The sequence below is a fragment of the Halococcus sediminicola genome, from assembly GCF_000755245.1.
Lineage (GTDB): Archaea > Halobacteriota > Halobacteria > Halobacteriales > Halococcaceae > Halococcus > Halococcus sediminicola.
The window spans coordinates 69,543-95,848 of sequence record NZ_BBMP01000027.1; the positions used below are offsets into that span (position 1 = coordinate 69,543).

General features: G+C 61.2%; 22 protein-coding genes and 1 pseudogene. 19 read left to right on the forward strand and 4 right to left on the reverse strand.

The features are described from left to right. Nucleotides 1-2: 2 nt before the first annotated feature. The 8 genes from cbiG to ACP97_RS18600 are packed head-to-tail and all read left to right on the forward strand — an operon-like array spanning nt 3 to nt 6,648. The gene (gene cbiG / locus ACP97_RS18565) at nt 3-995 is read left to right on the forward strand and encodes a cobalt-precorrin 5A hydrolase (RefSeq protein ID WP_049999331.1); all 993 of its coding nucleotides are present in this window, start codon (nt 3-5) and stop codon (nt 993-995) included. After that, a complete protein-coding gene (locus ACP97_RS18570) occupies nt 992-1,846 on the forward strand; it encodes a precorrin-3B C(17)-methyltransferase (protein ID WP_049999332.1) in 855 nt (284 codons plus the stop codon). The genes cbiG and ACP97_RS18570 overlap by 4 nt, the downstream gene beginning before the upstream one ends. Nucleotide 1,847: 1 nt before the next feature. Further along, nucleotides 1,848-2,882 carry a precorrin-3B C(17)-methyltransferase gene (cobJ, locus tag ACP97_RS18575; protein WP_049999333.1) on the forward strand — a complete coding sequence of 345 codons (1,035 nt, stop codon included), beginning with the start codon at nt 1,848-1,850 and terminating at the stop codon, nt 2,880-2,882. Next, nucleotides 2,872-3,117: a ferredoxin gene (locus ACP97_RS18580; protein WP_049999334.1), complete on the forward strand. Its 246-nt coding sequence runs from the start codon at nt 2,872-2,874 to the stop codon at nt 3,115-3,117. The genes cobJ and ACP97_RS18580 overlap by 11 nt, the downstream gene beginning before the upstream one ends. After that, nucleotides 3,110-3,811 (forward strand): hypothetical protein, encoded by a 702-nt coding sequence (locus ACP97_RS18585; RefSeq protein WP_049999335.1) that lies wholly within the window; start codon nt 3,110-3,112, stop codon nt 3,809-3,811. The genes ACP97_RS18580 and ACP97_RS18585 overlap by 8 nt, the downstream gene beginning before the upstream one ends. Further along, nucleotides 3,808-5,034, forward strand: coding sequence for a CbiX/SirB N-terminal domain-containing protein (locus ACP97_RS18590; RefSeq protein WP_049999336.1), 1,227 nt, complete (start codon nt 3,808-3,810; stop codon nt 5,032-5,034). The genes ACP97_RS18585 and ACP97_RS18590 overlap by 4 nt, the downstream gene beginning before the upstream one ends. Further along, complete coding sequence (locus ACP97_RS18595; protein ID WP_049999337.1) at nt 5,031-5,402, forward strand: DUF3209 family protein; 372 nt, start codon at nt 5,031-5,033, stop codon at nt 5,400-5,402. Before ACP97_RS18590 ends, ACP97_RS18595 begins: the two co-directional genes overlap by 4 nt. Nucleotides 5,403-5,415: 13 nt before the next feature. Continuing rightward, the gene (locus ACP97_RS18600) at nt 5,416-6,648 is read left to right on the forward strand and encodes an outer membrane protein assembly factor BamB family protein (RefSeq protein ID WP_049999356.1); all 1,233 of its coding nucleotides are present in this window, start codon (nt 5,416-5,418) and stop codon (nt 6,646-6,648) included. 288 nt (nt 6,649-6,936) lie between these two features. On the opposite strand, the gene ACP97_RS18605 is transcribed toward ACP97_RS18600, so the two are convergent. The 4 genes from ACP97_RS18605 to ACP97_RS18625 all read right to left on the reverse strand — a co-directional run bounded on the left by ACP97_RS18605 (nt 6,937) and on the right by ACP97_RS18625 (nt 13,213). After that, nucleotides 6,937-7,878, reverse strand: coding sequence for an ABC transporter ATP-binding protein (locus tag ACP97_RS18605; RefSeq protein ID WP_154020076.1), 942 nt, complete (start codon nt 7,876-7,878; stop codon nt 6,937-6,939). Continuing rightward, nucleotides 7,878-9,008 (reverse strand): FecCD family ABC transporter permease, encoded by a 1,131-nt coding sequence (locus ACP97_RS18610; protein WP_049999338.1) that lies wholly within the window; start codon nt 9,006-9,008, stop codon nt 7,878-7,880. The genes ACP97_RS18605 and ACP97_RS18610 overlap by 1 nt, the downstream gene beginning before the upstream one ends. A 515-nt stretch (nt 9,009-9,523) precedes the next feature. Then, nucleotides 9,524-10,672, reverse strand: coding sequence for an ABC transporter substrate-binding protein (locus ACP97_RS18615; protein WP_237561246.1), 1,149 nt, complete (start codon nt 10,670-10,672; stop codon nt 9,524-9,526). A 438-nt stretch (nt 10,673-11,110) separates the two neighbouring features. After that, the gene (locus ACP97_RS18625; RefSeq protein WP_049999340.1) at nt 11,111-13,213 is read right to left on the reverse strand and encodes a VWA domain-containing protein; all 2,103 of its coding nucleotides are present in this window, start codon (nt 13,211-13,213) and stop codon (nt 11,111-11,113) included. A 34-nt stretch (nt 13,214-13,247) separates the two neighbouring features. On the opposite strand from ACP97_RS18625, the gene cobN reads away from it, so the two are divergent. The 11 genes and pseudogenes from cobN to ACP97_RS18680 all read left to right on the forward strand — a co-directional run bounded on the left by cobN (nt 13,248) and on the right by ACP97_RS18680 (nt 25,990). Further along, a complete protein-coding gene (cobN, locus tag ACP97_RS18630; protein ID WP_049999341.1) occupies nt 13,248-17,135 on the forward strand; it encodes a cobaltochelatase subunit CobN in 3,888 nt (1,295 codons plus the stop codon). Next, entirely contained in the window at nt 17,125-17,838 is a 714-nt protein-coding gene (locus tag ACP97_RS18635; protein ID WP_049999342.1) for a precorrin-8X methylmutase, read from the forward strand. The genes cobN and ACP97_RS18635 overlap by 11 nt, the downstream gene beginning before the upstream one ends. Then, complete coding sequence (locus ACP97_RS18640; protein ID WP_049999343.1) at nt 17,835-18,587, forward strand: cobalt-precorrin-7 (C(5))-methyltransferase; 753 nt, start codon at nt 17,835-17,837, stop codon at nt 18,585-18,587. The genes ACP97_RS18635 and ACP97_RS18640 overlap by 4 nt, the downstream gene beginning before the upstream one ends. 232 nt (nt 18,588-18,819) lie before the next feature. After that, entirely contained in the window at nt 18,820-19,608 is a 789-nt protein-coding gene (locus tag ACP97_RS18645) for a CbiX/SirB N-terminal domain-containing protein (protein ID WP_049999344.1), read from the forward strand. Nucleotides 19,609-19,624: 16 nt separating this feature from the next. Beyond that, nucleotides 19,625-20,632 (forward strand): nicotinate mononucleotide-dependent phosphoribosyltransferase CobT, encoded by a 1,008-nt coding sequence (cobT, locus tag ACP97_RS18650; protein ID WP_049999345.1) that lies wholly within the window; start codon nt 19,625-19,627, stop codon nt 20,630-20,632. After that, complete coding sequence (locus ACP97_RS18655) at nt 20,629-21,927, forward strand: cobyrinic acid a,c-diamide synthase (protein WP_049999346.1); 1,299 nt, start codon at nt 20,629-20,631, stop codon at nt 21,925-21,927. Before cobT ends, ACP97_RS18655 begins: the two co-directional genes overlap by 4 nt. 76 nt (nt 21,928-22,003) lie before the next feature. Then, the gene (gene cbiB / locus ACP97_RS18660; protein ID WP_336884761.1) at nt 22,004-22,897 is read left to right on the forward strand and encodes an adenosylcobinamide-phosphate synthase CbiB; all 894 of its coding nucleotides are present in this window, start codon (nt 22,004-22,006) and stop codon (nt 22,895-22,897) included. Next, a pseudogene (gene cobS, locus ACP97_RS21340) lies at nt 22,888-23,632 on the forward strand (adenosylcobinamide-GDP ribazoletransferase). Before cbiB ends, cobS begins: the two are co-directional and overlap by 10 nt. Then, on the forward strand, nt 23,632-24,165 hold the full coding sequence (locus tag ACP97_RS18670) for an NTP transferase domain-containing protein (RefSeq protein WP_079977727.1): 534 nt from the start codon (nt 23,632-23,634) through the stop codon (nt 24,163-24,165). The pseudogene cobS and the gene ACP97_RS18670 overlap by 1 nt, the downstream one beginning before the upstream one ends. Nucleotides 24,166-24,291: 126 nt before the next feature. Then, complete coding sequence (locus ACP97_RS18675; protein ID WP_049999349.1) at nt 24,292-25,299, forward strand: threonine-phosphate decarboxylase; 1,008 nt, start codon at nt 24,292-24,294, stop codon at nt 25,297-25,299. Then, nucleotides 25,292-25,990, forward strand: a complete 699-nt coding sequence (locus ACP97_RS18680; protein ID WP_049999350.1) for an adenosylcobinamide amidohydrolase — start codon at nt 25,292-25,294, stop codon at nt 25,988-25,990. The genes ACP97_RS18675 and ACP97_RS18680 overlap by 8 nt, the downstream gene beginning before the upstream one ends. Nucleotides 25,991-26,306 lie beyond the last annotated feature (316 nt).

Genomic DNA, 26,306 nt, shown 5'->3' on the forward strand with positions numbered 1-26,306 from the left:
TCATGAGCACTGACACAACCGACACAAACACCGACGACACGGACGAGGAATCGGGTGGCCACTGTTCGACCGCGGACTCGGACGGAGAAGTGGCTGAAGAAATCGCTATCATCAGCTTCGAGCGCAAACTCGATACGGCCCACGAAATCGAGGATGGAATTGGCGACGGTTACGACCGCGTGGACATCATCGAGTACCACGGCGACGTTTTCGAGGAACACTGGGGCGAGTACGACTGTTTCATCGGACTGATGGCCTCGGGGATTGCGATGCGTAAAACCGCGCCGCTGCTCGACAGCAAGTGGGACGACCCCGCCATCGTGGTCGTCGACGAGGAACTCACGTGGGCCATTCCCATCACGGGTGGCCATCATGGTGCGAATCAGGTCGCCCACGACCTCTCCACATTGGGTGCTGTTCCCGCAATGACCACTGCGAGCGAGGCCGCGGGCAAGCAGGGCGTCGAGAGCAAGGCGAAAGCCCTCGACACCCACGTCGTCAACGGCGATTCGACCGTGGCGACGAATCTCGCAGTGCTGAACGACGAACTCGGACCTGTCGCCCGCCTTGACGGCCCGCGTGCGGTCCTCGTGGATGACGATGTGACGGTGTTGAAACGCAACGGCGATGAGGGCGTGGTTCTCGGGACGGGTACCGTCTCGGGGGTGAAGAAAGAGCAAGTCCTTGATGCGTGGCAAGATTCCCTTTCCGCCCTCGGACTCGACTTCGCGGCTGTCGATTTCGTTGCCACCGGCACCCGCAAAGAGGGTGAAGAAGGGATGTACGATGCCGCTCAAGAAATCGGTGCCGGTGTCGTGCTCTTCGAAAAGGAAACCTTGGAGGAGTTCGAGGGTCCCTCTTCGTCGCGCTCGAAGGAACTCATCGGCTGGCCAGGAATAGCCGAAGCATCGGCCATCGCTGGCGGGCGCGACCACGAACTCACGCGCGAGAAAGAACGATTCGACGATGCGGTGACGGTGGCGGTGGGACGATGACGAGCGAATCAACCCAGGGGATGGGTACACTCTATGTCGTCGGCATAGGGCCGGGACTGCCCCATGTGATGACCCAGCGCGCGAAGGACATCGTCTCGACGGCCGACTGTGTGATCGCATCGAACCTCTATCAGGAATTCCTGCGCCAAGACGGTACCATTCCATCCGAAGATGCCGTTACCGACGGCGGGATGGCGGTTCATCCCGATGGAACCGAACAGGAAATCGTCCGGTCCTCAATGGGCCAACAGGTCGAACTCGCTCGTGAGGCGTTCGAGCGGGTTCGGAACGGCGAGGACGTCGCCCATGTCTCGGGCGGCGATCCGAACGTCTATGGAAAATCCGACTTGCTGTTCACGATGGCCGAGGCCGAGGACGCCAACGACGTTCCCATCGAAATCGTGCCAGGCGTGACGGCGGCTTTGGGTGGTGCAGCGAACCTCGGTGCGCCGCTCAGCAACGACTTCTGCACGATTTCGCTCTCGGACAAGTGGCGCGGCTGGGACGAAATTGAGGAGAAATTGCGTGCAGCGGCCATCTCTGAGTTCGTTATCGTCCTCTATAATTGCTGGCGGGATTACGAGCGTGCCATCGATGTACTCCGCGAGGAGCGCGACGACGACGTTCCCATCGGGATTTTCAATGATGCCGGACGCGGTGATGCGGGCCGGAATCTGGACGACGAGACCCACACCATCACCACCCTCGGCGACGCCAACGATCACGACGACGAGGTCGGCGGGATGGGGACTTCCATCCTCGTCGGCACTCACGAGACAAATGTCTGGGAAAACGACCACCGGCAGTACCTCGTCACCCCGCGTGGCGGACGTGACGTGGAGGACTTCTAAAATGAACACTGACGACACCATCGACAACGACGCGAGTACCGAACCCGAAACCAACTGCGGTTCGAACAGTGCCGAAACGGAATCGAGATCGAACTGCGGAGCCTCGACAGAGACTGACGGTGGCGTCACGAGCGCCGCGAGCACCGACGACAGTGTCTCGAAATGCGGTGGCTCCTCTGAATCGTCGGAATCGAATTGTGGCGCATCGAAAAAGGAGAAAACCGACGAGAAGGTCGCCTCGACGGTCGATGACTTCGATGCGGACCCCGGCCGGTTCGTTGCGGTCGGTCTTGGACCTGGACAGGCCGAGGGAATGACCCAGCGCGCCCGTGCGGCACTCATGGCGGCAGAACACATCGTCGGCTACACGACGTACATCGACCTCCTGCCTGCAGAAGTCATTGAATCAGCCGACGACCTCTACGACACGCCGATGTGCGGCGAGGTCTCCCGCACTGAGGAGGCAATCGATCGCGCGCTCGCGGGCAACGACGTCGCCATCATCGGCAGCGGCGACCCAAATGTGTATGCGCTCTCTGGACTCGCGCTCGAAATCCTCGAATCTAAAGGCGCGACGGCGAGCATGGTGGATTTCGAGGTCGTTCCGGGCGTTCCCGCCGCTCAATCCTGCGGCGCACGGCTCGGTGCTCCCCTCGTCAACGACACTGTGAGCATCTCGCTGTCGGATCACCTCACGCCGATGGAAGACATCGAATCACGGCTTCACGCCGTCGCAGGCGAGGGATTTACCGTTGCAATCTACAACCCGTGGAGCCGCAAGCGTCGCGAGAACTTCGAGGCATGCTGTGAAATCCTGCTGGAACACCGCGCACCCGACACGCCCGTGGGCATCGTCCACGGCGCGGGCCGCGAGGACGAGGAAGTCGAAATCGTGGAACTCGGCGAGTTGGAGGAACTCGGCGAGACCGACCTCATCGACATGACGACTACTATCCTCGTCGGCAACGAGGAAACCTACGTCTGGGACGATCGGATGGTGACGCCACGGGGCTACGAGTCGAAATATGACTATTGAATACCAAGTCCGACTTGACCGCGACGCCTGTGACGGAATCTTCGCGTGTCTGGTCCGCGACAACCGCTTCACCGAGGCGTCGGACGGGCTGGCGACTATCGACACCGACGGCAGCGCCAACGGTGACGACGAACTGACCGCACGATTCGCCGACGAGCGAATTGAAGACGCCCGGCAGGCCGCCCGTGCGTGTCCAGTCGGTGCAATCAACGTGACGGCGGTGGACGATGAGTGAAACTGCCGACGCAGCCCCGGGACCTGCCGAGGACTTGCTCGCGGCCACGCCGGAAACGGCGTATTTCTGGGGTCGCGTCGCGGGCGATGGCGAGCTCACAGGGAACTGCGTGACCGTCCACACAGAGGACGAACGCGCGGCGGATGCGCTGGCGACGATCGCAGGTGCCGACCGGACCGGCCACCAGGTTGCCGCCCGCGAGTCAGCCCATGATGCCTCCATCGTCCGGTACGAGGACGAATACGAGATACAGGTCTTCGGTTCTCCGGCTGACCGCGCGGGTGCGGCGCTCGGATTGCCAATCGATGGCCAGCCGGGCGGCTATCGATTCGATTCGTTCGCCGACCATCGCGCGCCGCTAGTTCGTGGCCTCCTCGAAGCCTGCGGAACGGTTTGTTTCCGCGAATCATCGGGATCGGTCGGGATTTCGTTCGTCCATGGCGACGAGAGCCTGCTGCAGACGATTCGCTCGTTGCTCGCCGACGCCAACCTGCATGTTCCTACCGATGACCTCGCCGAGACTTCATCGGGCGGCTACTGGTTCGGACTCGCAGACGATGCGGATACTGGGGAATTCGCTGAGTGGGTCTATACCGGAAGCGACGAATCGGGGTGCTACTCTGATGGACGACGACAGAAACTCCGCCGGAGCGTCGAGCGCGCGACCGGCAGCGATGTCGGTGATCTCGGATGACGGCTAGTGCTCAAGACGTACCGGCCGAACTTGACGATGAGGCGGTCCTGCTGGTCGGTCACGGCTCTCGGCGCGAGAAGTCGAACGAGCAAGTTCGCACGCTGGCCGCCCGAATGGAAGAGCGATTGGGCGTCCCCGTCGATGCGGGATTCCTCGAGCTCGCTGCCCCGTCGATTGCCGACGCCATCGTTGGACTCGCACCGACCGTCTCGACGGTGAGTGTGGTCCAACTCTCTCTGTTCGCGGCGAGCCACGTCAAAAACGACGTGCCGGTGGCAGTTCGGCAGGCCCGCACGGCTCACCCCGAACTCACAATCCACAACGGATCCCACCTCGGTGTCCACCCCGCCATTATCGACTTACTTGATGACCGGGCAGCGGCAGTCGAGTCGGCGTTGGGAATCGACCGCGCGACCGATGATGTGGCGGTGGTGCTCTGTGCGCGAGGATCGAGCGATCCGGACGCCAACAGCGACGCGCACAAACTCGCCCGACTGCTGTATGAAGGTCGGCCGTTCAGTCGTGTTGAGACGTCGTTCATCGGAGTTACCGAACCGCGCCTCAACGAGACGTTGCACTCGGTCGCCAAACACCGGCCCGATGCCGTGGTCGTGCTCCCGTACATGCTCGGCGATGGCGTGCTCACCGAGCGAGTCCGCGATCGGACGACCGAATTCGACGACGATTATCCCTACGTCGATACCGGGGCCGGCGACCCGCTCGGCATCGACTCACGACTACTGGATGTGCTCGCCGACCGCTGGCAGGAAGCCAGAACCGAGAGCGTCGAGATGTCGTGCGACACTTGCAAGTACAAGGTCGAACTCGACGGCTATGAGGAGGACACCGGCGGTGCGCGGGCGATGCTCCGGGCGCTGACCCACAATGAGACCCACGCCGACCGTGAGAACGTCGCCGACGATCCGCACGGACACGACGCGCCCGAAAAACACGTTACTGTCTGTACGAACCAGACCTGCGCCACAGACGGCTCGCCAGCCGTGCTCGAACGCCTCCGTCAGGAAGCGCGCGATTCGGACGCATGTGACGTTCGCATCACTCGGTCGTCGTGTCTCGGGCGGTGTGGCGACGGGCCGATGGTCACGGTATCGCCCGACGGCATTTGGTACGGCGGTGTCGGCACTGACGACGTAGAACGCATCGTCTCATCGCACCTCGACCGCGATCGCATCGTTTCGGACCTCGTCGATCAAACACTATGAGCTGTTACGAACTCGAAGCGTTCCGACTCGGACTGATGAACGTCCTCGGCACCGCGGACCGAAGCGCGCGTGAACATGCCGAGAAAGAACTCGATGGCCATCCGGAGGGACCTATCGAGGCCCTCACGAAGGCCAAAACACTCTCAGAAATTGAACGCCACCTCGACGCGGCGCTCGTGGACTTGGAGGAAGAAATCGCCGCCACTGACGCAGACGATCCGGAATACGACTACCTCCGCGGTCGGCTGGTGGCGGTCCGCGATGCCGAGCAGTCGGTCCGCCGATTGACCAAGCAAGGCGAAAGCATCCTTGAGGGAGTGGGCGAGACCCATGACCTGCTCCACGAGACGTTCCCAGTCGATGAGTGACACACCGGAACAGATGAGTCGCACAGTCGAATACCGGGTGGTCAGTCTCGGCGACATTGAGCCGGCACGGTCCAGACACGCCGGCCGGCGATCGGCCGTCGCGCTGACCGAGGATGCGGTTGTCGTCGGGACAGCCGCTGGCGACGTGCTCGCCTACGACCGGGAGACACTCGACGAGCGCTGGCGAGCAGAGTCATCGAACGAACGGGCCGCTGTCGTTTTTGTAGTACCGTTCAGCGGTGGCGTCGCGGTCGGCGAGCGTGGTTCCTATGGTGAGGTTCGGCTTCACGACAGCCACACCGGCGAAACGTGCTGGCGATACACTACGGCCGAGGATATCGGCGATCCACAGAAGCAGTCTCGATTTTTCCTGCCATTCGTCGCCGACATCACATCCGACGAAAAACGACTCTACGCCGCCGCACGTCGCTACGAGCGCGATGGAGAAAACCGGTCGTTCACGAGCGTCATCTATGCTTTCGACGCGGATGGCGATGTTTCGTGGACTTACGAGACCGATGCCTCGCCGATCAGTCTCGACGTGTGCGACTCTCGCCTTGCGGTCGCGTACAACCGCTGTCCCGGGACCCACCAGTGCGGGCTGGTCGTTCTCGACACCGAAACCGGCGCGGAACTGTATGATTGGGATCCCGGTACGGATGGCGAGCGGCGCGTCGGTGATGTCTCGCTCATGGAAAACGGGGCCTCAGTCACAAGCCACGGCGACTACCATGGCTATCTCCTCGGAGCGGATGGCACCGAACGGTGGCAGACGGATCTCGCTATGCCGGTCGAAATCGATGACGAGATACTGTATGCCTACCCGAACCACGTTTACGCGACGGATGATGCCATCATTTTCGTCACCGGAAACACCTACTCGACCGAGGGGCGCGAGACGGACTCGCTCCATCCCGACGAGCACACGATCTTCGGATACTGCGATGGCGAGCGCATATGGACGGATTCGGTCGGTGGATTTGCGGGCGAAATCGCCACTGATGGCGACAGCGTGGCCGTGCCCGGCGCACAGCATTTCCGGGCGCGTGATAGCACCGTTCACGGACTTCGTATGTTTGAGGTGGATACTGGTTCCCGAACCACTCTCGAAACGGATGGTATTGTCACCGCAGCTACACTCGACGGCGAGACGTTCGCCGCCATCGAAGAGCCGGTCGTCTACCACGACGAGGGAACGAATCACGGCGCGTACCAGCTATTGGTCGGTTCGATTGGCCAAAAATAGCGTAATAGTCTGTTGCTGTCATTTTTCGAACCATCCGTTCCTGCTTCGACACCCAATAGAATTGCCTCGGGATCGAATTTGTCGCGGAATCACTGGTTATCGCTTACGGATTCGTCCGGACTAGCAGGCGCTACTGTCTCCCGTGTTAGCCGGAAATCATGGATTGATGGCTCAATTAGTTTAATCTCTCATCATAGATTTGCGTTCACATCGTTCAAGGTGGCACGCCAAACGGGAAAGCGAGCACACCGGCGGATCGTCCGCTTGACGAACCTCTCGTTCCTGCTCTCAGTTCCCAGAATCAGCTTCCAAGTCGGTAGTGATCGTATCGTCCTCGTGCACTGCACAGTGAGGTGTGACCTGCGGTCCGATTTCGGTTCGTTCGACCGTCGCATCGATTTCGAAGACATCGGCAAGCAGAGCCTCGGTCACGATTTCGCTGGGATCGCCCCGAGCGTAGATTGCGCCGTCTTTTAGCGCGAGCATGTGTTCGGCGTAGCGCGCCGCCTGATTGATATCGTGAAGGACGAGTACGACTGTGACCTCGCTGGTGGTCTTCAGCGTCTCCACGATATCCATCACTTCGAGCTGGTGGTGGAGGTCGAGAAACGTGGTTGGCTCGTCGAGCAACAGGACATCAGTGTCTTGAGCGAGGATCATCGCAATCCACGCAAGTTGTTTCTGTCCACCACTCAGGCTGCCGATCTCGCGGTCGCGGAGGTGTCCGATACCCGCGAGCGAAATGCCGCGCTCGATGGCTTCTTGATCTTCGTTGGTGAGCGAGTCGAAAAATCCACGATGGGGATAGCGCCCGTGCGTGGCGAGGTCCTCGACGGTGAGGCTGTCGGGAGAGACGTTCTCCTGTGAAAGCAGGCCGAGTTGTTGTGCGATTGTCTTCGTATCGAGTGTGTGGATGTCGTGCCCATCGAGCAGCACTTGTCCGTCGTCGGGCGTCAGTTGGTCGGCGAGTCCCTTCAACAATGTACTCTTTCCACTGCCGTTCGGGCCCACAAGAGCCGTTACTTCTCCCGGTGGGATCACGAGCGATTCCCCATCAATGATCGGTTCGTCCGTCCCCGAGTAGCCGAGGACAAGCTCCTTGCCGGCGAATGGGGTGCCGGTTTCGCTCTGCGACCCCTCCTCTGCTGGTTCGTCGCCGTTTCGCAACAACGGTGTGTATTCGAGTTCCGATTCGGTCGTGGTGTCGATTGGTTTCGGATTGTTGCTCATCAGATATCACCCAATTGTTGCTGTTTGCGCATCAAATAGAGGAAGTACGGCCCACCGATGAGACCGGTGAGAACTCCGACCGGGATCTGGGTGGGCGACCCGAACAGCAGCTGCATCGAGAGCCGCGCGCCCACGTCGGCGGCCACCACCAACGCTGGGCCTGCAAAGACACAGCCAACGACGAGGCGCTTGTAGTCACTGCCGACGATATTTCTGACCATATGCGGGACAATCAGGCCAACGAAGCCGACGATTCCCGCGACCGCGATGCTCGCCGCGGCCGCCAGCACCGCCACACCGGAGAGCGCGAACCGCACTTTCTCGACACTCATCCCGAGTGACTTCGCCGTCCGTTCGCCCAAGAGAAGAACGTTCAACTGGCGCGAGCCAGCGAGCGCGAGTACCATCGACAGCACGGTCCACGGCAACGCCATGCGAACTTGCTCCCAGCCCGTACCCGTGAGCGATCCTGTCATCCACGCAATAGCGCTCTGGACGACGCCAAGGCTATCGGCGAAGAAGAACAGGCCGGTCTGAACCGAGGAGAGGACCGTGCCAACGATTACGCCGGCGAGCACCAACCGAACGGGATTGGTCCCGCCCTGCCACGCGATGAGATAGACGAGCAAGAACGCCGCTGCCCCGCCAACGGCGGCGAGCAGCGGGAGGATGCCCGCGAGTCCACCGACGACGGTCAACGAGAGAAGAATCACCAATCCCGCACCCGATGAAACGCCGAGAATATACGGACTGGCGAGTTCGTTGCGGGTCACCGCTTGGAAAATCGCCCCCGAGACCGCGAGGTTCATCCCAACCAGAATAGCAACGAGCACCCGCGGCAGGCGAATATTCCAAACGATAAGACTCTTTTCTCCCATTTCAGGAATCTCGCCGCCAAACAAGAATGCCTCCCACGTCTGCAGATTGAAAAGCATGTCGGAGTTGAACACGGTGTTCCACGCCTCTACAATCGACATCGAGTACGTGCCGACACTCACCTGTATCAGTCCACCGGCAACGACGATGGCAACGCTCCCGAGGATAAGGGCGATGAGCGACCCATCAAACCAGCCGAACCACTGCTTCAGACGGGAGGCGTATTCCTCAGGTGGCGTGGTTTCACTCGCCATCAGTCATCACCTCACGTGGTGGCTGGCGCTCGGCTCTCGGTCTCACGAGCGCGGGCGTGAATTCGGTCATCGACAGATCGATGTGTTCGAGCAAACGGTTGCGCCCACGTTCGCCCCGTTGGTCGATTGCTTTGGTGAAGAAATACTCCGCGAAGCGGCGGTCAATCTACGTCTCACGCAAATCAACTCACCGTTCCTCATTGAAGGTAAGATGATCGGGAACGCGGGCGGCAAACCACTCGTGCCAGCGCTCGCGGTTGCTCGACACGTCGTTGAGTACGGTCTTTCGGCGCAACCAAACGTGTGGTCTGCGACTGTTGCCGGATAGCCTCGATCTTGCCGAGTATCTCCAATGAGTGATAGCCCGACGCGAACACCCCACCCGGCGGCGGTAATCGCTTGGTGGTCCGCTTCCTCAGATGGGGAGGCAATGTAGAGATCTCTGACTGATGTTTGCCCGTCCATGTTGGCATCCGACCGGTCGAAGTGCTTGTGTGTCTCCTCGGCGATCATGTCTAGAACCTTCCATGGACGATATCAGAAACGCGCTGTGGGTCGTACAGGTTTACCCCATCGAACGCGTTAGGATAAATCTGATTTGCTACCCGTTCAGTTAGTATGAGATTCGTGATCGGTCCCTGACCGAGCGAACCGGCGCGGAATACATTTCCCTTTTTGACGGCACTGAGTTCGCGTGCTACTGGATGATTCTTCAAGTATTCAACAATCGTATTCTGGAACTGTTTTTCGGTCTTCAGTTCGTAGCCGCGAAGCAACAAAATATCCGGATCGATTTCGAGTAATGTTTCGATATCTATGGTTGCACCACCTGCGTAAGTACCCTCTAGTCCTGCTTCGGCGAGCGCGTCGCGTGCTTTGAGGTCGCGCAAATGCTTGGTGCTCGTCCCCTTGCCGATGACATAATGAATATATTCCTCTGGTTTGTCAAGAGGCTCAGGCCAGAGAAGCGCCACCGCCGGATGTTTTCCGGTCGGAAGATTCGTCTCAATGGTTTGCTGAACCTCTCTATGAAGTTTTGCAAACATTTTGTATCGCTCCTGTCGTTGAAACACTTGTGCGAGTTTCCTGAACGCTTCGTACAGCATGTAGTGGCGATAATCGTGCCACGAATGCCTACTCGTATAGATGGTATTACCGAAAAACGGTGCAACGTTTTTCTTAATTCTTTTCAATTTCTCCTGGTCATAACTCTTGGAGTAATCAAGGATTAAGTTCGGATCTATCACATGGACGTCGGCTGCAATCTCGTAGAACACCTCCGGCGAAGCATTGGTGAGTACGATTATCTCACTGCTGTCGATCGAGACGCCGGGGATCTCCTCGTAGTAGGACTGCAGGATTTTGCTATCATTCCACGTACCCGCCGGTTGATCGCGTCCAAGAGCGATGCCCATGTCGGCCCAGTCATAGCTGCCGGCGAGCCACTTCGTCGGGACTTCCTTGAACGTGACTTTCCCCATCGGAACCATCGAGACGCTGTAAGAACCACTCGCTGTATCGGTTGTATCACTCTTATTACTACTGTTTTCGGTCTGAGTACTACTCTGGCCACCCAGCGACCCCGCTGCACAGCCAGCGGTACCGCCGAATGCACTGACAGCGAGTCCCTGTAGCAATCGCCGCCGAGTTGTATCTTTTTCCATGTATCAACTCACCTCTTGGACGGATATTGTGGATATTTGGTCGGTACAACCGATCTGTGAGCCGTGGTGAGTGCCCCCTCCGAAAGTTTCAGCGTCCGCAATTACTGGAATTCCGGCCAGCGTCATGAACAGACCGAACATGATTCCGCCGACGTTCCTTGGCATTCGATCGCGCATGACGCAGTTCGTGAACGTCGTTAGTGACGGGTGACGCCGGCCGTGTGTCGGAAATTGTGGAGTAAACCGTGTATCACCGATTCCAGCATGAGGAGAAGAGTGAATCCGGGTACGACGAGTACCAGTCCGATGGCCACCTGCAGCGGCGTGAATACGATGCGAACGTGGTCGATGTACGCGGATAGTGACGTTTGCAGCTGCCATACCAAATCCAATTTGCACAAAAACAACTAAAGTTGTAAAAGTTTCGAATGGCCAATCTCAGTTTCGTTGATGGTTGATGATCGTATCGATTCGCTCAGCGGACAGCGCGGAGAGGGGAATGCGTTCGCCACCGGTTTCATCGGTGACTACCCCTGTGACGCCCCCCTGTTCGTCGTTGCTGGCATCGACGACGAGTACCTGCGTGCCGGAATCAGCCAATGTTTCGGCTGCTTTGCGCGTCTCGCCCACTGGACTGCCCTCGGCAACGTTCGCTCGTCCATCGGTGATCAGCACAACGACGCTCGTGGCGGGGTTGGCCCGGTCGAGAACCTCGCGAGCAGTCCGAAGCCCCGCGGGAAGCGGCGTCCGGTCACCAGTCGGGAGGTCCTTCAGGTGGCGAGCCGCAAGCGACACGCTGTCGGTTGGCGGGAGGAGCACGTCTGCGCCCTCACCGGAAAAGGTGACGAACCCGACCTCGTCGCGCTGTTGGTATGCATCCTTCAGGAGTTCCAGCACCGTGCCCTTGGCCGCACGCATCGCGGGTCGCATCGACGCGCTCGCATCCACGACGAACAGCACCAGCGCGGCCGCACCGCTCCGACGAACGGATTGACGCAGATCACGCGAGCCGACGCTTGTAGCCCCACGGCTGGTCGCCGCCCGGATGGAGGCCGCGGCGTCGATATTGTGGGATGATTCCGCTGACCGGATTCGCACCCGAGGGCCATCGTTGTCGACACTCGGTCGTGCGCATGACCGGGAGCCGGTTTCGGCGATTTGTGCGTCGACCGCTTCGGGAGTCGATACGTTGGGGGCGCGCGCCTCGCCGATGCTGGCGCGTGACTGACCCGGCACGAGCGGTGTTCGTTTGGTCGAATGGTCGTTCTCGTCGTCTGTGGAGGCTCCAGCGTCGACTTGTGGTTCGGTCTCGCCGTCCGTTCCTGTCTCTGGCGAGTCTTCCTCGGTCCCGCTTGACGGCTCAGGCGTTCCCATCGATTCGGAACCCTCAGTGTCGTCCGTTCCTCCTGACCTGTCGCGTTCGTCAGATCTATTGGATTCGTCACCATCACCGTGTTCCGGCTCGCCTTCGGTTTCCTCGTCCGAAGACTCACTCTCTCCATCGTCTTCGCTATCGAAATGCTCATCGATGAGTTCGCTGGAATCAGGGGTGTCCTCGAACGGGTGCGACTGCAATCGGTGGGGGAGCGCGAGCTCCGCCGCCCGTCGAACGTCAGGCTGGATGACGTTTGATCGTCCATCGAGGGCCGCAAACGTCCGTGCGGTGCGCGCCGTGGCGATATCACCGCGGTGGCCGTCGACGCCCGCATTACGACAGCATTCTGCAATTTCTTCGGTGAATTCTCGGGAGAGTTCCACCCTATCGAGCCGGTCGCGTGCCTGTCGTAGCTGATCCCGATGGTCTTCAGCTTGCGCTCGAACGCCATCCTGTGTTTCGTTCCGTCCGAGGGCTCGGTCAATGATCTTCACACGTTGGTCGATGTCATTGCAGGCCGTGACCGTCGCACAGAGCGCAAAGCGGTCACGGAGCTGCGGCCGGAGGTCGCCTTCTTCAGGATTCATCGTGCCGATGAGGGTGAACTCGGCCGGGTGGGAGACACTCATGCTGTCGCGTTCGACCCGATTTACCCCGCTTGCGGCCGCATCGAGGAGCACGTCTACCAAGTGGTCATCGAGCAGATTCACCTCGTCAACGTACAGAATCCCGCGGTTCGCGCGGGCGAGGAGTCCGGGATCGAACTCGTAGTCGCCATCGAGCGCATCAGCTACTGAGAGCGTTCCGACGACGCGCTCGCGGGTCGCACCCAGCGGGAGCGTCACGAGCGGAACCGGCCGTTCGGTCGTGGGTGGGTTGTCGGTCCGCGTGCGACAGTCATCACACTGCAACGTCGGAGCATTCGGCGGACAGCCGTACGGACAATCTTCGATAGCGGCCTGTGTTGGGAGGAAGTTCGTCAGTGCCCGTACCGCCGTGGACTTCGCTGTCCCCTTTTCGCCCTGTATCAGCAGCCCGTCGAGGTCATCGTTCGCTCCAACGGCCAGTAAAGCCTGCTTGAGCTCGTCTTGTCCGACGATATCACCGAACATGAGTTCTGTCCGCCGAATGTGCGAAGCCTTTTTGTCTTCGCAGTATTCAATCATACTTGTCTTAGAGCAATGGAGGTTTAACAACGTTATGCCAACGATCGGCCTATACACCGCAACAGAAAACGAACTGGGAGCTGTTCAGCGCGCTGCCACTCACCTCAAAAACGATCTGGTTGTTCGTTCGGAGAGCGACCTCGACGACCAAAGCGACGTGGAGGCGTTTCTCGACGAACTGACCGATGCCACAGCCGTAATCTTCTGGCTCCACGGTGCTGAAGAGAGCATGCCGGGATACGACCACGCGGTTTCTCGGCTCAACGACGCCGGGGTGCCACTCGTCGTGAAATCGACGGGTGACGCCTACGCGGTCGAGGATACGAGCATTCTGGCGACCGACCGTGACCAGGTGTACGATTACTTGGCAAAGGGCGGCACCACCAACGTCGGGAACTGCATCCGATTCCTCGTCGACGAGTACGCGGACGAGGACCGCGCATACGACGACCCCGTGGCGCTCCCGACCGAAGGTGTCTATCACCCCGACCACCCCGGCGTCGGCTACGATGAACTCGTGGCGACGTTCGATCCGGCGAAACCCACGGTCGCCGTCTGGTTCTACGAATCTCACTGGACCCACGAGAACACCGGATACGTCGACGGACAGGTGCGCGCCGTCGAGGCACAGGGCGCGAATGCGCTCCCGATATTCTGCAATCCCGCGACCGACACCGACGAGCAGTGGGACGCGGAGCGCATCACTGATGAGTGGTTGCTCGAAGACGGTGACCCACTCGTTGATGCTGTGCTGTCGTCGTTCATGTTCTCGCTGTCGATGGACGAGCGCGGGCGGAGTGCGAGCGATGAGGGTGATGGTGCAGAGGGTGTCTTCCTTGACCGCCTCGGCGTACCGGTCATCCAAACCATCACGACGATGCGCTCGCGCTCGCGGTACGAGGCGAGCGACACTGGGGTGATGGGGTTCGAACTTGCGCTCTCGGTCGCTCTCCCGGAGTTCGATGGCAACGTCATCACGCACCCGATCAGCGGGAAGGAACGCACCGACGACGCGGCCGACATCGGGAGCGCGCCGAAACAGCACTTTCCGATCGACGATCGAATCGAGCACGCCGCGCGACTCGCGGTTAACTGGGCAACCCTCCGACACACGCCAAATCAGGAGAAAAAGGTCGCCGTCATCCTCCACAACTACCCGCCGAGCGACGATGGCATCGGAACGGCGTTCGGTCTCGACAGCCCAGAGAGTACGGTCAATTTCCTCGAAGAACTCGACAGTCGGGGCTACGATCTCGATAGAAAATTCCCGGAAAGCGGACAGGAACTCATTGACAAGTTGACGGCACAACTCACCCTCGACGACCGCTGGGTTGCACCCGAGGACGTCCGCGACCGGAGCGTCGATGTCGTCCCAACCAAGCAGTACCGTGAGTGGTTCGACGGGATGGACGAACGGTTTCGGGAGAACGTCGTCGAAGAGTGGGGCGAGGGTCCCGACCGTCCGTTTGCGATCCCAGGCGTCGAATTTGGGAATGTGCTCGTCACTGTGCAGCCACCACGTGGATTCGGTATGGACCCATCGAAGGTATATCACGATTCGGACCTCCAGCCACCACACGACTACGTGGCGTTCTATGGCTGGCTCAGAAACACCTTTGACGCTGATGGCGTCGTCCACCTTGGAACTCACGGGAGTCTGGAGTGGCTCCCCGGCAAGACCGTCGGGTTGAACGGCGAAAGCGCGCCCGACCAACTGATCGATGACCTTCCAAACGTCTATCCCTACATCATCAACAACCCCGGCGAAGGGACCCAAGCAAAGCGGCGCTCGTACGCCGCCATCGTGGATTATCTGACCCCAGTGATGGCAAACGCCGGGACCTACGACGAGCTGGCCGACCTCGAAGAACTCGCCGACCGCTATCGCGAGGCCGGCATGAAGGACGCCCATGCAGACGACGGCGAGCACCTCGAAGACCTCCTCCGCAAGAAAGTTGCAGAACTCGATTTGGCAGTGGAACTCGGTATCGGCGGGGAAATTGACGAGAAAGCCGACGTTCGTGGTCCTGACGAAGCCGGCACCACGCTCGCAGAGGGAGAAGTCGAGGGCGACAAAGTGGATATCGAGGAACTCACCGAGCGAATTCACGAATACCTCACAGACGTGAAGACCACCCAGATTCGGCTCGGGCTTCACACGATGGGTGAGCCACCTATCGAGGACCGTCTCGTGGAGTACCTCGTCGCGCTCACTCGACTCGAAAATCCGGGCGCACCGAGCCTCCGCGAGAGTGTCGCGGGCGTACTCGGTGTCGACTACGATCGGATGCTCAACGCACCCGGCGAGTACGACGACAAGTTGGGGATGACATTCTCTGCGGCGGCCGACGAAGTTCACGAGAAAAGTCTCGAACTCGTGGAGATACTGGCGGACCACAATTTCGACCTTCCCACCTCCGAGACGGAGGCTGGCCCTGACGACGAGACAAATATGAACCTGCTCGTCGTGGATATCGACCCGCTGGGCGATGCGCGAGCGAATGCCGGCGCGCACGACGACCTCCGCGAAGTCTTAGAGTTCATCTGCGAGGAAGCCGCGCCGCGCGTGCAGGGTGCCGCCGACGAAATCCCTCAGACCGCTAACGCGCTCGCCGGCGAGTACGTCCCGCCGGGCGGCAGCGGTGCACCGACTCGTGGTGGGGTGGACCTGCTCCCGACGGCGCGGAACTTCTACACGCTCGACCCACGGAAAGTCCCAGCAAAGAGCGCATGGGAGGTCGGCAGCGAGATCGCCGACGGCGTTGCCGAGCGCCATCGCTCCGAAGAGGGCGAGTATCCCGAGGAAATCGGTGTCGTCGCGTGGGGCACCCCGACCGTTCGCACCCGTGGCGAGACGATTGCACAGGTACTCGCGTTGATGGGTGTCGAACCCGAGTGGACCGATGCCGGTCGAGTTGATGATGTACACCCAATTCCACTCGAAGCACTCGACCGTCCGCGCATCGACGTGACGACACGGGTTTCGGGACTCTTCCGCGACGCCTTCCCGCAGGCCGCGAGCGTCATCCATGACGCCGTCGATACCGTGGTGGCCCTCGATGAACCCCACGCAATGAACTACGTCAAAAAACATGTCGAGGAAGATGTCGAAGATCTTGAAGCCGACGGCATGGACGAATCCGACGCCGAAACTACCGCGAAACGCCGCGTGTTCACCACCCGACCGGGCGGCTACGGCGCGGGCACGAACAAGGTCGTCGACGAAGGCAACTGGGACGACCGCTCGGACCTCGCGGACGTGTACGTCCAGTGGGGTGGCTACGCGCTCGGCAAACGTGGGAAGGTCAACGAAGCTCACGATGCCTTCGAACGCCGGCTCAGCGGTGTCGAGGCCACGGTAAAAATCGAAGACACCGCCGAACAGGACGAATTCGACTCCTCGGATTGGTATGCCTTCCACGGCGGTTTCATCAGCGCAGTTGCCGAAATCGCTGGCGAGGAGCCGGCATCGTACGTCGGTGATTCCTCAGACCCCGACAACGTCGATGTCTACACCAACGAGGAGAAAGTCCGGAAGGCGATGCGCGCCCGCGTCCTGAATCCCGAATGGCTCGATAGCATGGAAGATCACGACTACAAGGGTGCGGGTGATCTCTCTACAACTGTGGATGTCGTGCTCGGCTGGGACGCTACGGCAGGCGTCGTCAGCGACACGCTCTGGTCGGACATCGCCAAGAAATACGCCTTCGACGAGAACAGACAAGAATGGATGCGCGATGTGAACCCGTGGGCACTCGACAGTATCACCGATACGCTGCTTGAAGCCGTCGATCGTGGGCTATGGGATGCCGACGACGAAACCCGTGAACGCCTGCAGAATCTGAATCTTCAAGTGGACGGTGACCTCGAAGCACGCGCTGGCGATGCAACCACTCCGGGGGTGACGGGCGATGACGACTGATTCACCGGATATCAAGGAATACGCCGACCTCGGAGCAACCACGGAAGACGCGATGGAAATTGCCGAGACTAGCATGGAACGTGTGCGCGAACTCGTCCCAAGCGAAACGCTGGCCGACCGCATCCGGGGGAAAGCCGTCCATGCGACAGGCGACCCCGAGTTCCAGCATCTCGTTCGATTCACCGGCGGAGCCGAAGCGGAACCGGTTCGCGCTGGCGCGCGAGCAGTCCTCAATGAACGGTCCATCGTTACCGATATCACGATGGTCAAAGCCGGCATCACTGGCCGCGGTCACGACTGTTCTGTGCGCAAGGCCATCGGCAACGGTACCGAACTCGCCGAGCAAACTGGGATAACCCGAACGGCGGCGTCCGTGCTCGAACTCGACAAGCAAGGAGTGTACGACGACGCAATCGCCGTCATCGGCAACGCTCCGACCGCGGCGCTGGCACTCGCAGACTGCATTGAGGATGGGACTCACCCCGCCGTCGTGATCGCCACGCCAGTCGGCTTCGTCAAGGCCGCAGAGAGTCGAAATCGGATTCGATCGGTCGCAATGGAACACGACGTTCCCGCGATTACGAACGTCGGCCGTCGGGGTGGCAGCGGCCTCGCTGCCGGACTGACGAATGAACTCATTCACGTCGCTAGCGATGCTCGCGACGGCAGCGTACCGATTTCAGTCGCGGACAGCACCACATGAGCGACGGTCTCGATGCGGGGCCGGACCCAGCAACCATCGCGGCGGCCGATCCCGAACTACCGAACGCCACCGATTCGGTCCACGCCGTCGGTATCGGTCCAGGAAATCTCGAATACCTGACACCGCGTGGTGAACGGGCAATCCGGGAAGCAGACGTCGTCATCGGCTTTGAGACCGTCGTCAACTTCGTTGCCGATCGGACCGACGCCGATCTACTGACTTGTGGCTACCGCGACGAAGGCGCGACGCTCACCACATTCGCCGAGCGCGTCGCTGATGGCGACACGGGAACAGCTGTGCTGATGGGCGACCCGAACCACTCAGGATATCAGTTCGTCGGAAAGGTTCAGGCTGCGATCGAATCGCCCGTCCGCGTGATTCCTGGGATCTCGTCGTTGCAGGTGGCTGCGAGTCGAGCACGTACGCCGATGGAGGAGACTGAATTCGTCACTCTCCACAAATCTGGGGATATAGAACCCGACTGCCGGCGACTCCGTGCGAACGTCGGCGAACGTCACCTGCTCGTCCTTCCACGCCCCTACGATATGATGCCCGGGGACATCGCCGCCGACCTCCTCGATGCGGGGGCACCACCGTCACTCCCCGCACTCGTCCTCGAACGGTTGACACACGATGATGAGGCAACAACGCGAACGACGCTCGGCGAACTCGGAACGTACGGGGGTGGATCGGAGACTGATGACACACCGTTTTCGGATCTCTCGGTGCTAGCCGTTCGGACAGAGTAACCGGACAGCTACACACGGCAGAAATCTTCACTCACTTTCGAGATCACCGCCAAGCGATGTTTGCCGGCGAGTGGGAGCGCATCGCTTCGACACGTATCCCAACCGTGGCAAACTGTTCGCACTGAGTGTGTAAATCAACCCACCAAAACTTACTTGATAGTCCGTCGTGTCGTCTATGACAATCCAACTTGGAGTAAGTAAACTTAGATTGCTTCCAAGCGGGACATTACACATGACAAGCGAATCACTCCTACTCCTCGGCCACGAGACAGGCAACGCCCGCGAAGTGTTCGAGACGCACGCCGAACGGCTCACTCGCCGCACTAACGTCGACGATGTGTCAATAGCGACCTACGAGAGCGAACCAGTCCGCGAGCTCCGGGCACAGTTTGAAGCAATATCCACAGACCGAACATACGTGATCCCGATGCGTGCCGCCCACGCCCACGATACAATCGAGGATGTGCCCGCTGCACTCTCCTATATTTCTGGGAACGTCCGCTACTGTGAACCACTTGGACGAAGCCCTGCTGTCACTGAAGTACTCCGAAAGCGGGCGATGAATCTGGTACCGGCGGGCGAGGACGCCTCTCTCGTCATCGTCGGGTTCGGGAGCAGTTCGAAGCCCTACCATCGACAGATCGCTGAGTACCACGCAGCCCGACTCCGCGATGGCTCGGACTACGGGGAGGTGCTGACCTGCTATCTCCTTCAGAATCCCGCTGTCGAATGCGTCCGCTATAACGTCTCGGAACGCCGTGCGGTCGCGGTTCCGCTGTTCGTGACACGATCCGAAGCGACCGACAAACGAGTCCCAGATGCACTCGAACTCGGGCGCGGTGGAATCGAATACGCCGATCCGTTCGGCAAGCACCCTCAAATAACGGACGCCATTCGTGCGGAAGTCGAAAAGCAGCGCACGCTTGCGGTTGAAGAACCGTCCGCGTCGGTTTCGTTTGAAACACAGTTAACGCGAACACGTCGCCCAGTCGCAACCGACGGAGAGGGGTTCCTAGAGTAATGGAGCTGTTCGTCCAATGAGGTTCGTCTTGATCGCCGGTACCACTGAAACCGCACACATCGAAGGGATCAGTGCCGCCGGAGCGGACCCCGATCTGATGGCTCACACTCCGAGCGCGGACCTCGAGATCGTGGAATATGGGCAGCCAGTCCAGGCACCAGTTATACCGGTGAGTCCGACTGGCTGCCCGACCCCTGCGGTCATTACACGCGCCGTCCGTGAATTGATCGAGTTCGATACCCTGGCCCTCGATGCGGGTCTCGTTCGTCCAACCAGTGCACCGACTGTCGCCCTCGAAGCGATGCCCGGAAGAGATATCCGCCATCCTCAGCCCGTCGATTCCGCAACGGACACGTTCGAGACTGCCCGTCAGCTCGGACGGAGCCTGCCGGACGACGAACTCGTGATCGGCGAGACAATTCCCGGCGGCACGACCACTGCGCTCGGAGTCCTCACTGCGCTCGGCGAACGCGCCGCGGTGTCGTCCTCGCTCCCCGAGAACCCGCTCGCGCTCAAGCAAGAGGTGGTGGACGAGGCGTTGGCAGCGAGTAATCTCTCGGCGGGCGAGACCGCGGACGAGCCGGTGAAAACGGTACGCCACGTCGGCGACCCAGTGCTCGCTGCTGTGGCCGGAATGACCATCGGAGCGACGGCCACCGATACGTCAGTGACACTCGCCGGGGGGACACAGCTCGTCGCCGCTGCCGCCCTCGCTCGTCACGCAGGCATGGATGCGACGCTTTCGGTCACGACGACCTCATTTATCGCTGACGACAAGACGGTACGGCTGAACGAACTGGCGAACGACCTCTCGTTGGACGTGACCGTCACCAACCCGGACTTCCACCGTCGAAACCATTCGGCAATGAACCCGTACGTCGCCGGTGAGGCCAAGGAGGGCGTCGGGATGGGCGGCGCACTGGCGCTGGCCGATCGCGCTGGCGTATCGATGGCGGACGTACGCGAGCAGGTCGTTGCCGTGTATGACCGACTTGTGGCCGACGAGCCGCCAGTAGAAGCATGAACGGCATCGTCATCGCTGGCACGCGATCGGGAGTCGGGAAGACCGTTGCCACCCTCGCCGTCATCCGCGCGCTTAACACGGCGGGTTGTTCGGTTCAGCCGGCGAAGGCCGGGCCGGATTTCATCGACCCGAGCCACCACGAGAGCGTGGCCAGCCGCCCGTCGCGCACCCTTGACTGCTGGCTCCAAGGCGAAGCAGGACTCCGACGGAACTACCACCGTGGGGAGGGCGATGTCTGCGTCGTCGAGGGCGTAATGGGACTGTACGACGGCGATGCCTCAAGCACTGCGATGATCGCCGAGGCGCTTGATGTTCCTGTGGTTCTCGTCGTGGATGCGAAGGCCGGCATGGAGAGCGTCGCCGCCACGGCGTTCGGATTTCGACAGTATGCAGCCCGTGCCGGTCGTGACGTCGACGTCGCCGGCGTCATTGCCCAGCGCGCGCACGGGGGGCGCCACGAGCAGGGAATTCGTGACGCCCTTCCCGACAATCTCGCCTATTTCGGTCGGATTCCACCCAGCGACGACCTCGAAATCCCCGACCGGCATCTCGGACTGCACATGGGCGATGAGTCCCCTCTTGATACCGATACACTCGATACTGCTGCCGAGCACATCCGCACTGAGCGACTCCTCGATATCGCGCGTACGCCCGCACGCCCAGAACCGACAGTAAAGCGCTCACCGACCGAGAAACGAATCGCCGTTGCTCGTGATGAGGCGTTCTGTTTTTACTATCCGGCGACCATCGAACGATTTCGAGAGCGCACCGAGGTGGTCACGTTCGCACCGACGACCGGGGAGGAGCTTCCCGACTGCGATGGTGTCTATCTCCCCGGTGGCTACCCGGAGCTTCACGCCGATTCTCTAGAACAGAGCCCCGCAATGGGACAGCTCGCCGCTCGGGCAGACGACGGGCTACCCGTGCTCGGCGAGTGTGGCGGGTTGATGGCCCTCGCCGAGACGCTGACCACTGCCGACGGCGAGACGTACGGAATGGCCGGTGTCCTCCCGGCGGACGTACGAATGCACGACCGGTACCAGGCACTCGACCACGTGGAACTCCGTTCGCGTACCGACACGCTCACAGCCAGCGCGGGAGGAACGCTTCGAGGTCACGAGTTTCACTATTCCAGCGCTGACATCGACTCGGATGCCCGATTCGCGTTCGACATCGAGCGGGGTGCTGGCATCGAAGAGGGACAGGACGGACTGATGGAATACCGGACGCTCGGGACGTACTGTCACATCCACCCGGAGAGCGGAGCGTTCGATACGTTCATCGATTTGCTATGAGATGCCCCATTGATACACCGAGCCTTCCTGGTTCGCTCGTCGCCAGTTCAGGGCTACTAGAGGGGCGATGGGGTTGATGGCGGTGGCGTCGATAGGCCTCTCCTTAACGTTCGACCTCCTCTTCAAGGAGTTTCCAGCCCGCGTTCATCCGGTTGCGATGTTCGGCCGCCTCGTCGGCTGGCTCGACTGTCCGTGGTCCGCTCCGCGGCTGGTCGGCATGCTCGTCGCGCTCGTCCTTCCAGTCGGGACCGCCGCTCTCGCAGGCAGTGTCACTGCTCTCTCGGTACGGTATCATCCACTCCTCGGAATGGTCGTCGCAGCGGTCGCGCTGTTCACAACGACGAGCCTCAGAATGTTGCTCTCGATTGCTACGGATGTGGTCATGCAAACCGAAATCAACCCCGAGCGTGCCCGCGAATCAGTACGGGCACTCGTCGGCCGCGATGCGAAAAACCTCTCATCGGGCGAACTGCGAAGCGCCGCCATCGAAAGCGTCGCCGAGAATCTCGCCGATGGTCTCGTCGCTCCCCTCCTCGCCTTCGCGCTCGGCGTACGGTTTTCGCTCTCGCTGGCGGTCGCCGCCGCCGTCTGGGTGAAGGCGGTGAACACGCTCGACTCGATGCTCGGCTATCGGTCGAAACCCGTCGGGTGGGCGAGCGCCCGTCTCGACGATGTCGTCATGTGGCTTCCGTCCCGACTCGGTGCAATGCTCATCGCGCTCGCGGGCCGCTCACCGGCGGCGCTCTCTCGCGCTCGGTCGTGGCGCGACATCCCCTCTTCGCCCAACTCCGGCTGGCCGATGGCGACCCTTGCGGCCGTTCTCAGCGTCGAACTCCGAAAGCCGGGCGACTACGTGTTGAACCCGAACGCCGAGCTGCCGACTGTTTCGGGGGCTCGGCGGGGGGTTCGCGTCGTCGCTATCGCGGGACTGGTCTCGTTTCTCCTCGCGGGGGTGGTCGCGTGGCTTTGACAGCCGTTCAAGGCGCCCTGGGATTCCTCTCGCGGCTTCCCGTCGGTCACGACGACGCCGCGTGGGAGGCGCTCAGGACGACCCCAGTATCCTTCCCGCTCGCGGGCTACGTTCTCGGCGCGCTGGTCGCGCCTCCGCTGTTGCTCTCCAGACCGTCGTCGACGGTCGGGTTTCTGTTCGTCGTCGGCATCTATCTCGTGACGGGAATCAACCACATCGACGGTGTGACCGACCTCGGGGACGCGCTGGTCGTTCACGGGGGACCGGCCGAGCGGCGGGCGGTACTGAAAGACACGACCGTCGGCGTTGGCGGCGCGCTTGCGGTCGCGCTGGTCGTCTTCGGACTCGCCACCGCCGGGGTCGCACTCGCCGAGCTGCCACCGAGGGCCGCCCTCCTCGTCGTCACGGCTGAGGTCGGAGCCAAACTGGGAATGGCAGTCCTCGTCTGTCTCGGCTCGGCTTCCCACGACGGTCTCGGCTCGGCGTTCACGGGGGAACGCTCCCCGCTCACTCATCGCCCCTGTGCTGGTCGCGGCTCCCGTGGCGGTGCTGACGTGGCCGCGAGCCACGGCCTCGATGGCGACGCTCCTCGCCGCCGTTCTCGCTGCGCTCTTCGTCTTTCATTGGGCACGGGTGAACCTCAACGGCGTCAGCGGCGACGTTCTCGGCGCGACGAACGAGATCGCTCGCGTTGCAGCGCTCCATGCGGGGGTGATAACGTGGACGCACTGGTGATGTGCGGCGGTCGTGGAACCCGTCTCGATGTCGACACCGAGAAGCCCCTGTACGACATCGACGGTCGCCCGATGGTGGACCGAGTGCGCGACGCACTCGTTGCCAGCCGAATCGAACGGGTGTATCCTGTCGTCTCGCCACACACGCCGCAGACACGTGACCATCTCGATGGTCGAATCATCGAGGCACCGGGCGAGGGCTACGTCGCCGACCTCCAGTACGCGATAGAGCGCATCGATCTACCCGTTCTCACCGTGGCCACCGACCTGCCGTTGCTCGCCGGCGATGCCATTGACACCGTGCTCGATAGGCACACAAGTGGGTCACTCACCGTCTGCGTCCCCGCCGCGCTCAAGCGAATATTAGGAGTGAGCATCAAGACGACGATGGACTCCGATGAGGAGGTCGCACCTACCGGCGTCAACATCGTATCGGACGGTAACGCTGAAGACATGTTCACGACCCACGACGCCCGGTTCGCGGTCAACGTAAACCGTCTCGCGGACGCAGCGGTTGCGGAGGAATTCGCATAATGTTCGAGGAACTAACTGGAACGACCGACACGGAAACGAGAGAGGGAATCGCCATCGCCACGGACGGCCGCGAGTCAAGGAATGGTCGAATCCCACTCGCCAAACGATACGTGGAGACTGATACACATGCGACGTAAGACGGTGCAGCAGGTCGGCCGAGAACCACACGGGAGCAACGACGATTCTGACGTTCTCGACTTCAGCGCGAACACGAACCCGCGCGTTCCCGACGGCGTCGAAGACGTCTACCGTGGGGCGTTCGACTCGTCGCGCAGCTATCCATCCGAACCGCCGACGGGGTATTGTGAAGCGGCGGCGGAATACGTCAGCTGTGACCCGGAACAGGTCGTTCCGACGCCGGGCGGGCTTGCCGCCATCCGCCGAGCCGTCGGACTTGCGGTCGGAGAGAGCGATTCCGTGCTGATCCCGTGTCCGAGTTTCGCCGAGTACGCACGCGAGGTCCGTCTTCAGGGCGGCAAGCCGTCGTTCATTCCGCAGAATCAAATTCTCGAAGCGGATCCGGCCAGTCACGCGCTGGCCATCGTCTGCAACCCGAACAACCCAACTGGTAACGCCTATGACACCGATGCGCTGTCGGCGTTCGCGGCACGGTGCCGAGACTCCGGAACGCCGCTGCTCGCCGACGAGGCGTTTCTCGGGTTCACCGACCGATCCTCGCTCGCGGGAACCAATGGCGTCGTCGTCGCCCGCTCGCTGACCAAACTCTTTGGGTTGCCGGGACTCCGGGCGGGGTTCGCGGTTGCGACGGACGAGTTCAACGAGGCACTCGACATCGCTCGTCGTCCGTGGAACGTGGGCAATCCGGCGCTGGCGACCGGTTCGTTCTGTATGGCTCGCAAGGAGTTCATTATGACGACTCGCGAACGCGTTCATACGGAACGGAACCGGATGCACGAGGCGCTTTCCGGGACGTTCGACGTGTATCCGTCAGACTCTCCGTTCCTCCTGTTCGACGTCGGCGATAGGGAGGTCGAGAAACTCTTGCATCGAGCACGCGATCACGGACTCGCACTCAGGGACGCCACCACCTTCCGGGGTCTCGACTCACACGTTCGGGTCGCCGTACGATTACCGGCGGAGAACGACCGACTGCTGGAGGCGTTCGATGTTTGAAGCCACTATCGCTGATGGAGCGCTTGAGCTTCATCGGCCGGGAATCCATTGGCTCTCGACGGGATGGGACGGCGGGTTCGAGCGGGCTGCGGCCGCCTACAACATCACGGTTCCCGAGGGGTGGGAACGAACCGACCTCGGAACGTACATCAGCGAACGACGGGAGCGCGCCGGATTCACCGCCAGCGGCCCGACGCTGCTCACCGGCGTCGAGATGCGCCACGCCCGGGGCGCGCGGCTCGACCCCGTGGTCGCGTACGCAACCGTCGGCCTGTCGAATCCCGCCGCGCTCCCGATGGAGCCGACGGGAGCAGGTGAAGAACGGCACGACCGCCCGTCCGACGTCGGAACGGTCAATCTCCTCATCGGGACGACGCGGTGTCTGAGCAAGGCGGCGCTTGCGACGTTCCTCGGGATCGTCGTCGAGGCGAAGACGGCGACGCTACTGGCTGAATCGGGGTTTCCGGGCACGACGACGGACGCGGTCGTCGTTGGCAGTGACGAGATGGTGGAGCCGGCGACGTTCGCCGGGAGCGCGACGCCGGTCGGTGCTGCCGCTCGTGCGTGCGTCCGCGAGGCGGTACGAGCGAGTTTCCGCTCTCGATACGCCGAGCGAGAAGTCGCCAGTTCAGTCGCGGACGCAGAACACGGGGTCGTCACCGACCGACGTGCGGAGGTGTTCACGCCGTGAACGAACGGAATCCCTCCTGCGAGAACGTACCGACCGCCGACGCGAAAACAAAATATTTCATAGACTACCAATGACGAACGACGCCACCGACGAACCCGATAGCAGAGCACAGTCCCAAGGGACACCTGGACGGGGAACATCGCCGGATGCCTGTCTCTTATACACATCTGACGCTGCCGACGATATGCAGTGTGTAGATCTCGGTGGTCGCCGTACCATCAAAAAAACAAAACAAGAAAACCAACTGACGCCGTTGCAGACTATACCCACAAACATGCGATCACAATAAATATTCACATACGCATCAAGGGCAAAA

Excerpts from the sequence above, each read along its gene's own strand:
- cbiG (WP_049999331.1), top strand. The coding sequence starts at position 3 with ATGAGCACTGACACAACCGACACAAACACCGACGACACGGACGAGGAA.
- ACP97_RS18570 (WP_049999332.1), top strand. The coding sequence starts at position 992 with ATGACGAGCGAATCAACCCAGGGGATGGGTACACTCTATGTCGTCGGC.
- cobJ (WP_049999333.1), top strand. The coding sequence starts at position 1,848 with ATGAACACTGACGACACCATCGACAACGACGCGAGTACCGAACCCGAA.
- ACP97_RS18580 (WP_049999334.1), top strand. The coding sequence starts at position 2,872 with ATGACTATTGAATACCAAGTCCGACTTGACCGCGACGCCTGTGACGGA.
- ACP97_RS18585 (WP_049999335.1), top strand. The coding sequence starts at position 3,110 with ATGAGTGAAACTGCCGACGCAGCCCCGGGACCTGCCGAGGACTTGCTC.
- ACP97_RS18590 (WP_049999336.1), top strand. The coding sequence starts at position 3,808 with ATGACGGCTAGTGCTCAAGACGTACCGGCCGAACTTGACGATGAGGCG.
- ACP97_RS18595 (WP_049999337.1), top strand. The coding sequence starts at position 5,031 with ATGAGCTGTTACGAACTCGAAGCGTTCCGACTCGGACTGATGAACGTC.
- ACP97_RS18600 (WP_049999356.1), top strand. The coding sequence starts at position 5,416 with ATGAGTCGCACAGTCGAATACCGGGTGGTCAGTCTCGGCGACATTGAG.
- ACP97_RS18605 (WP_154020076.1), bottom strand. The coding sequence starts at position 7,878 with ATGAGCAACAATCCGAAACCAATCGACACCACGACCGAATCGGAACTC.
- ACP97_RS18610 (WP_049999338.1), bottom strand. The coding sequence starts at position 9,008 with ATGGCGAGTGAAACCACGCCACCTGAGGAATACGCCTCCCGTCTGAAG.
- ACP97_RS18615 (WP_237561246.1), bottom strand. The coding sequence starts at position 10,672 with ATGGAAAAAGATACAACTCGGCGGCGATTGCTACAGGGACTCGCTGTC.
- ACP97_RS18625 (WP_049999340.1), bottom strand. The coding sequence starts at position 13,213 with ATGATTGAATACTGCGAAGACAAAAAGGCTTCGCACATTCGGCGGACA.
- cobN (WP_049999341.1), top strand. The coding sequence starts at position 13,248 with ATGCCAACGATCGGCCTATACACCGCAACAGAAAACGAACTGGGAGCT.
- ACP97_RS18635 (WP_049999342.1), top strand. The coding sequence starts at position 17,125 with ATGACGACTGATTCACCGGATATCAAGGAATACGCCGACCTCGGAGCA.
- ACP97_RS18640 (WP_049999343.1), top strand. The coding sequence starts at position 17,835 with ATGAGCGACGGTCTCGATGCGGGGCCGGACCCAGCAACCATCGCGGCG.
- ACP97_RS18645 (WP_049999344.1), top strand. The coding sequence starts at position 18,820 with ATGACAAGCGAATCACTCCTACTCCTCGGCCACGAGACAGGCAACGCC.
- cobT (WP_049999345.1), top strand. The coding sequence starts at position 19,625 with ATGAGGTTCGTCTTGATCGCCGGTACCACTGAAACCGCACACATCGAA.
- ACP97_RS18655 (WP_049999346.1), top strand. The coding sequence starts at position 20,629 with ATGAACGGCATCGTCATCGCTGGCACGCGATCGGGAGTCGGGAAGACC.
- cbiB (WP_336884761.1), top strand. The coding sequence starts at position 22,004 with ATGGCGGTGGCGTCGATAGGCCTCTCCTTAACGTTCGACCTCCTCTTC.
- ACP97_RS18670 (WP_079977727.1), top strand. The coding sequence starts at position 23,632 with ATGTGCGGCGGTCGTGGAACCCGTCTCGATGTCGACACCGAGAAGCCC.
- ACP97_RS18675 (WP_049999349.1), top strand. The coding sequence starts at position 24,292 with ATGCGACGTAAGACGGTGCAGCAGGTCGGCCGAGAACCACACGGGAGC.
- ACP97_RS18680 (WP_049999350.1), top strand. The coding sequence starts at position 25,292 with ATGTTTGAAGCCACTATCGCTGATGGAGCGCTTGAGCTTCATCGGCCG.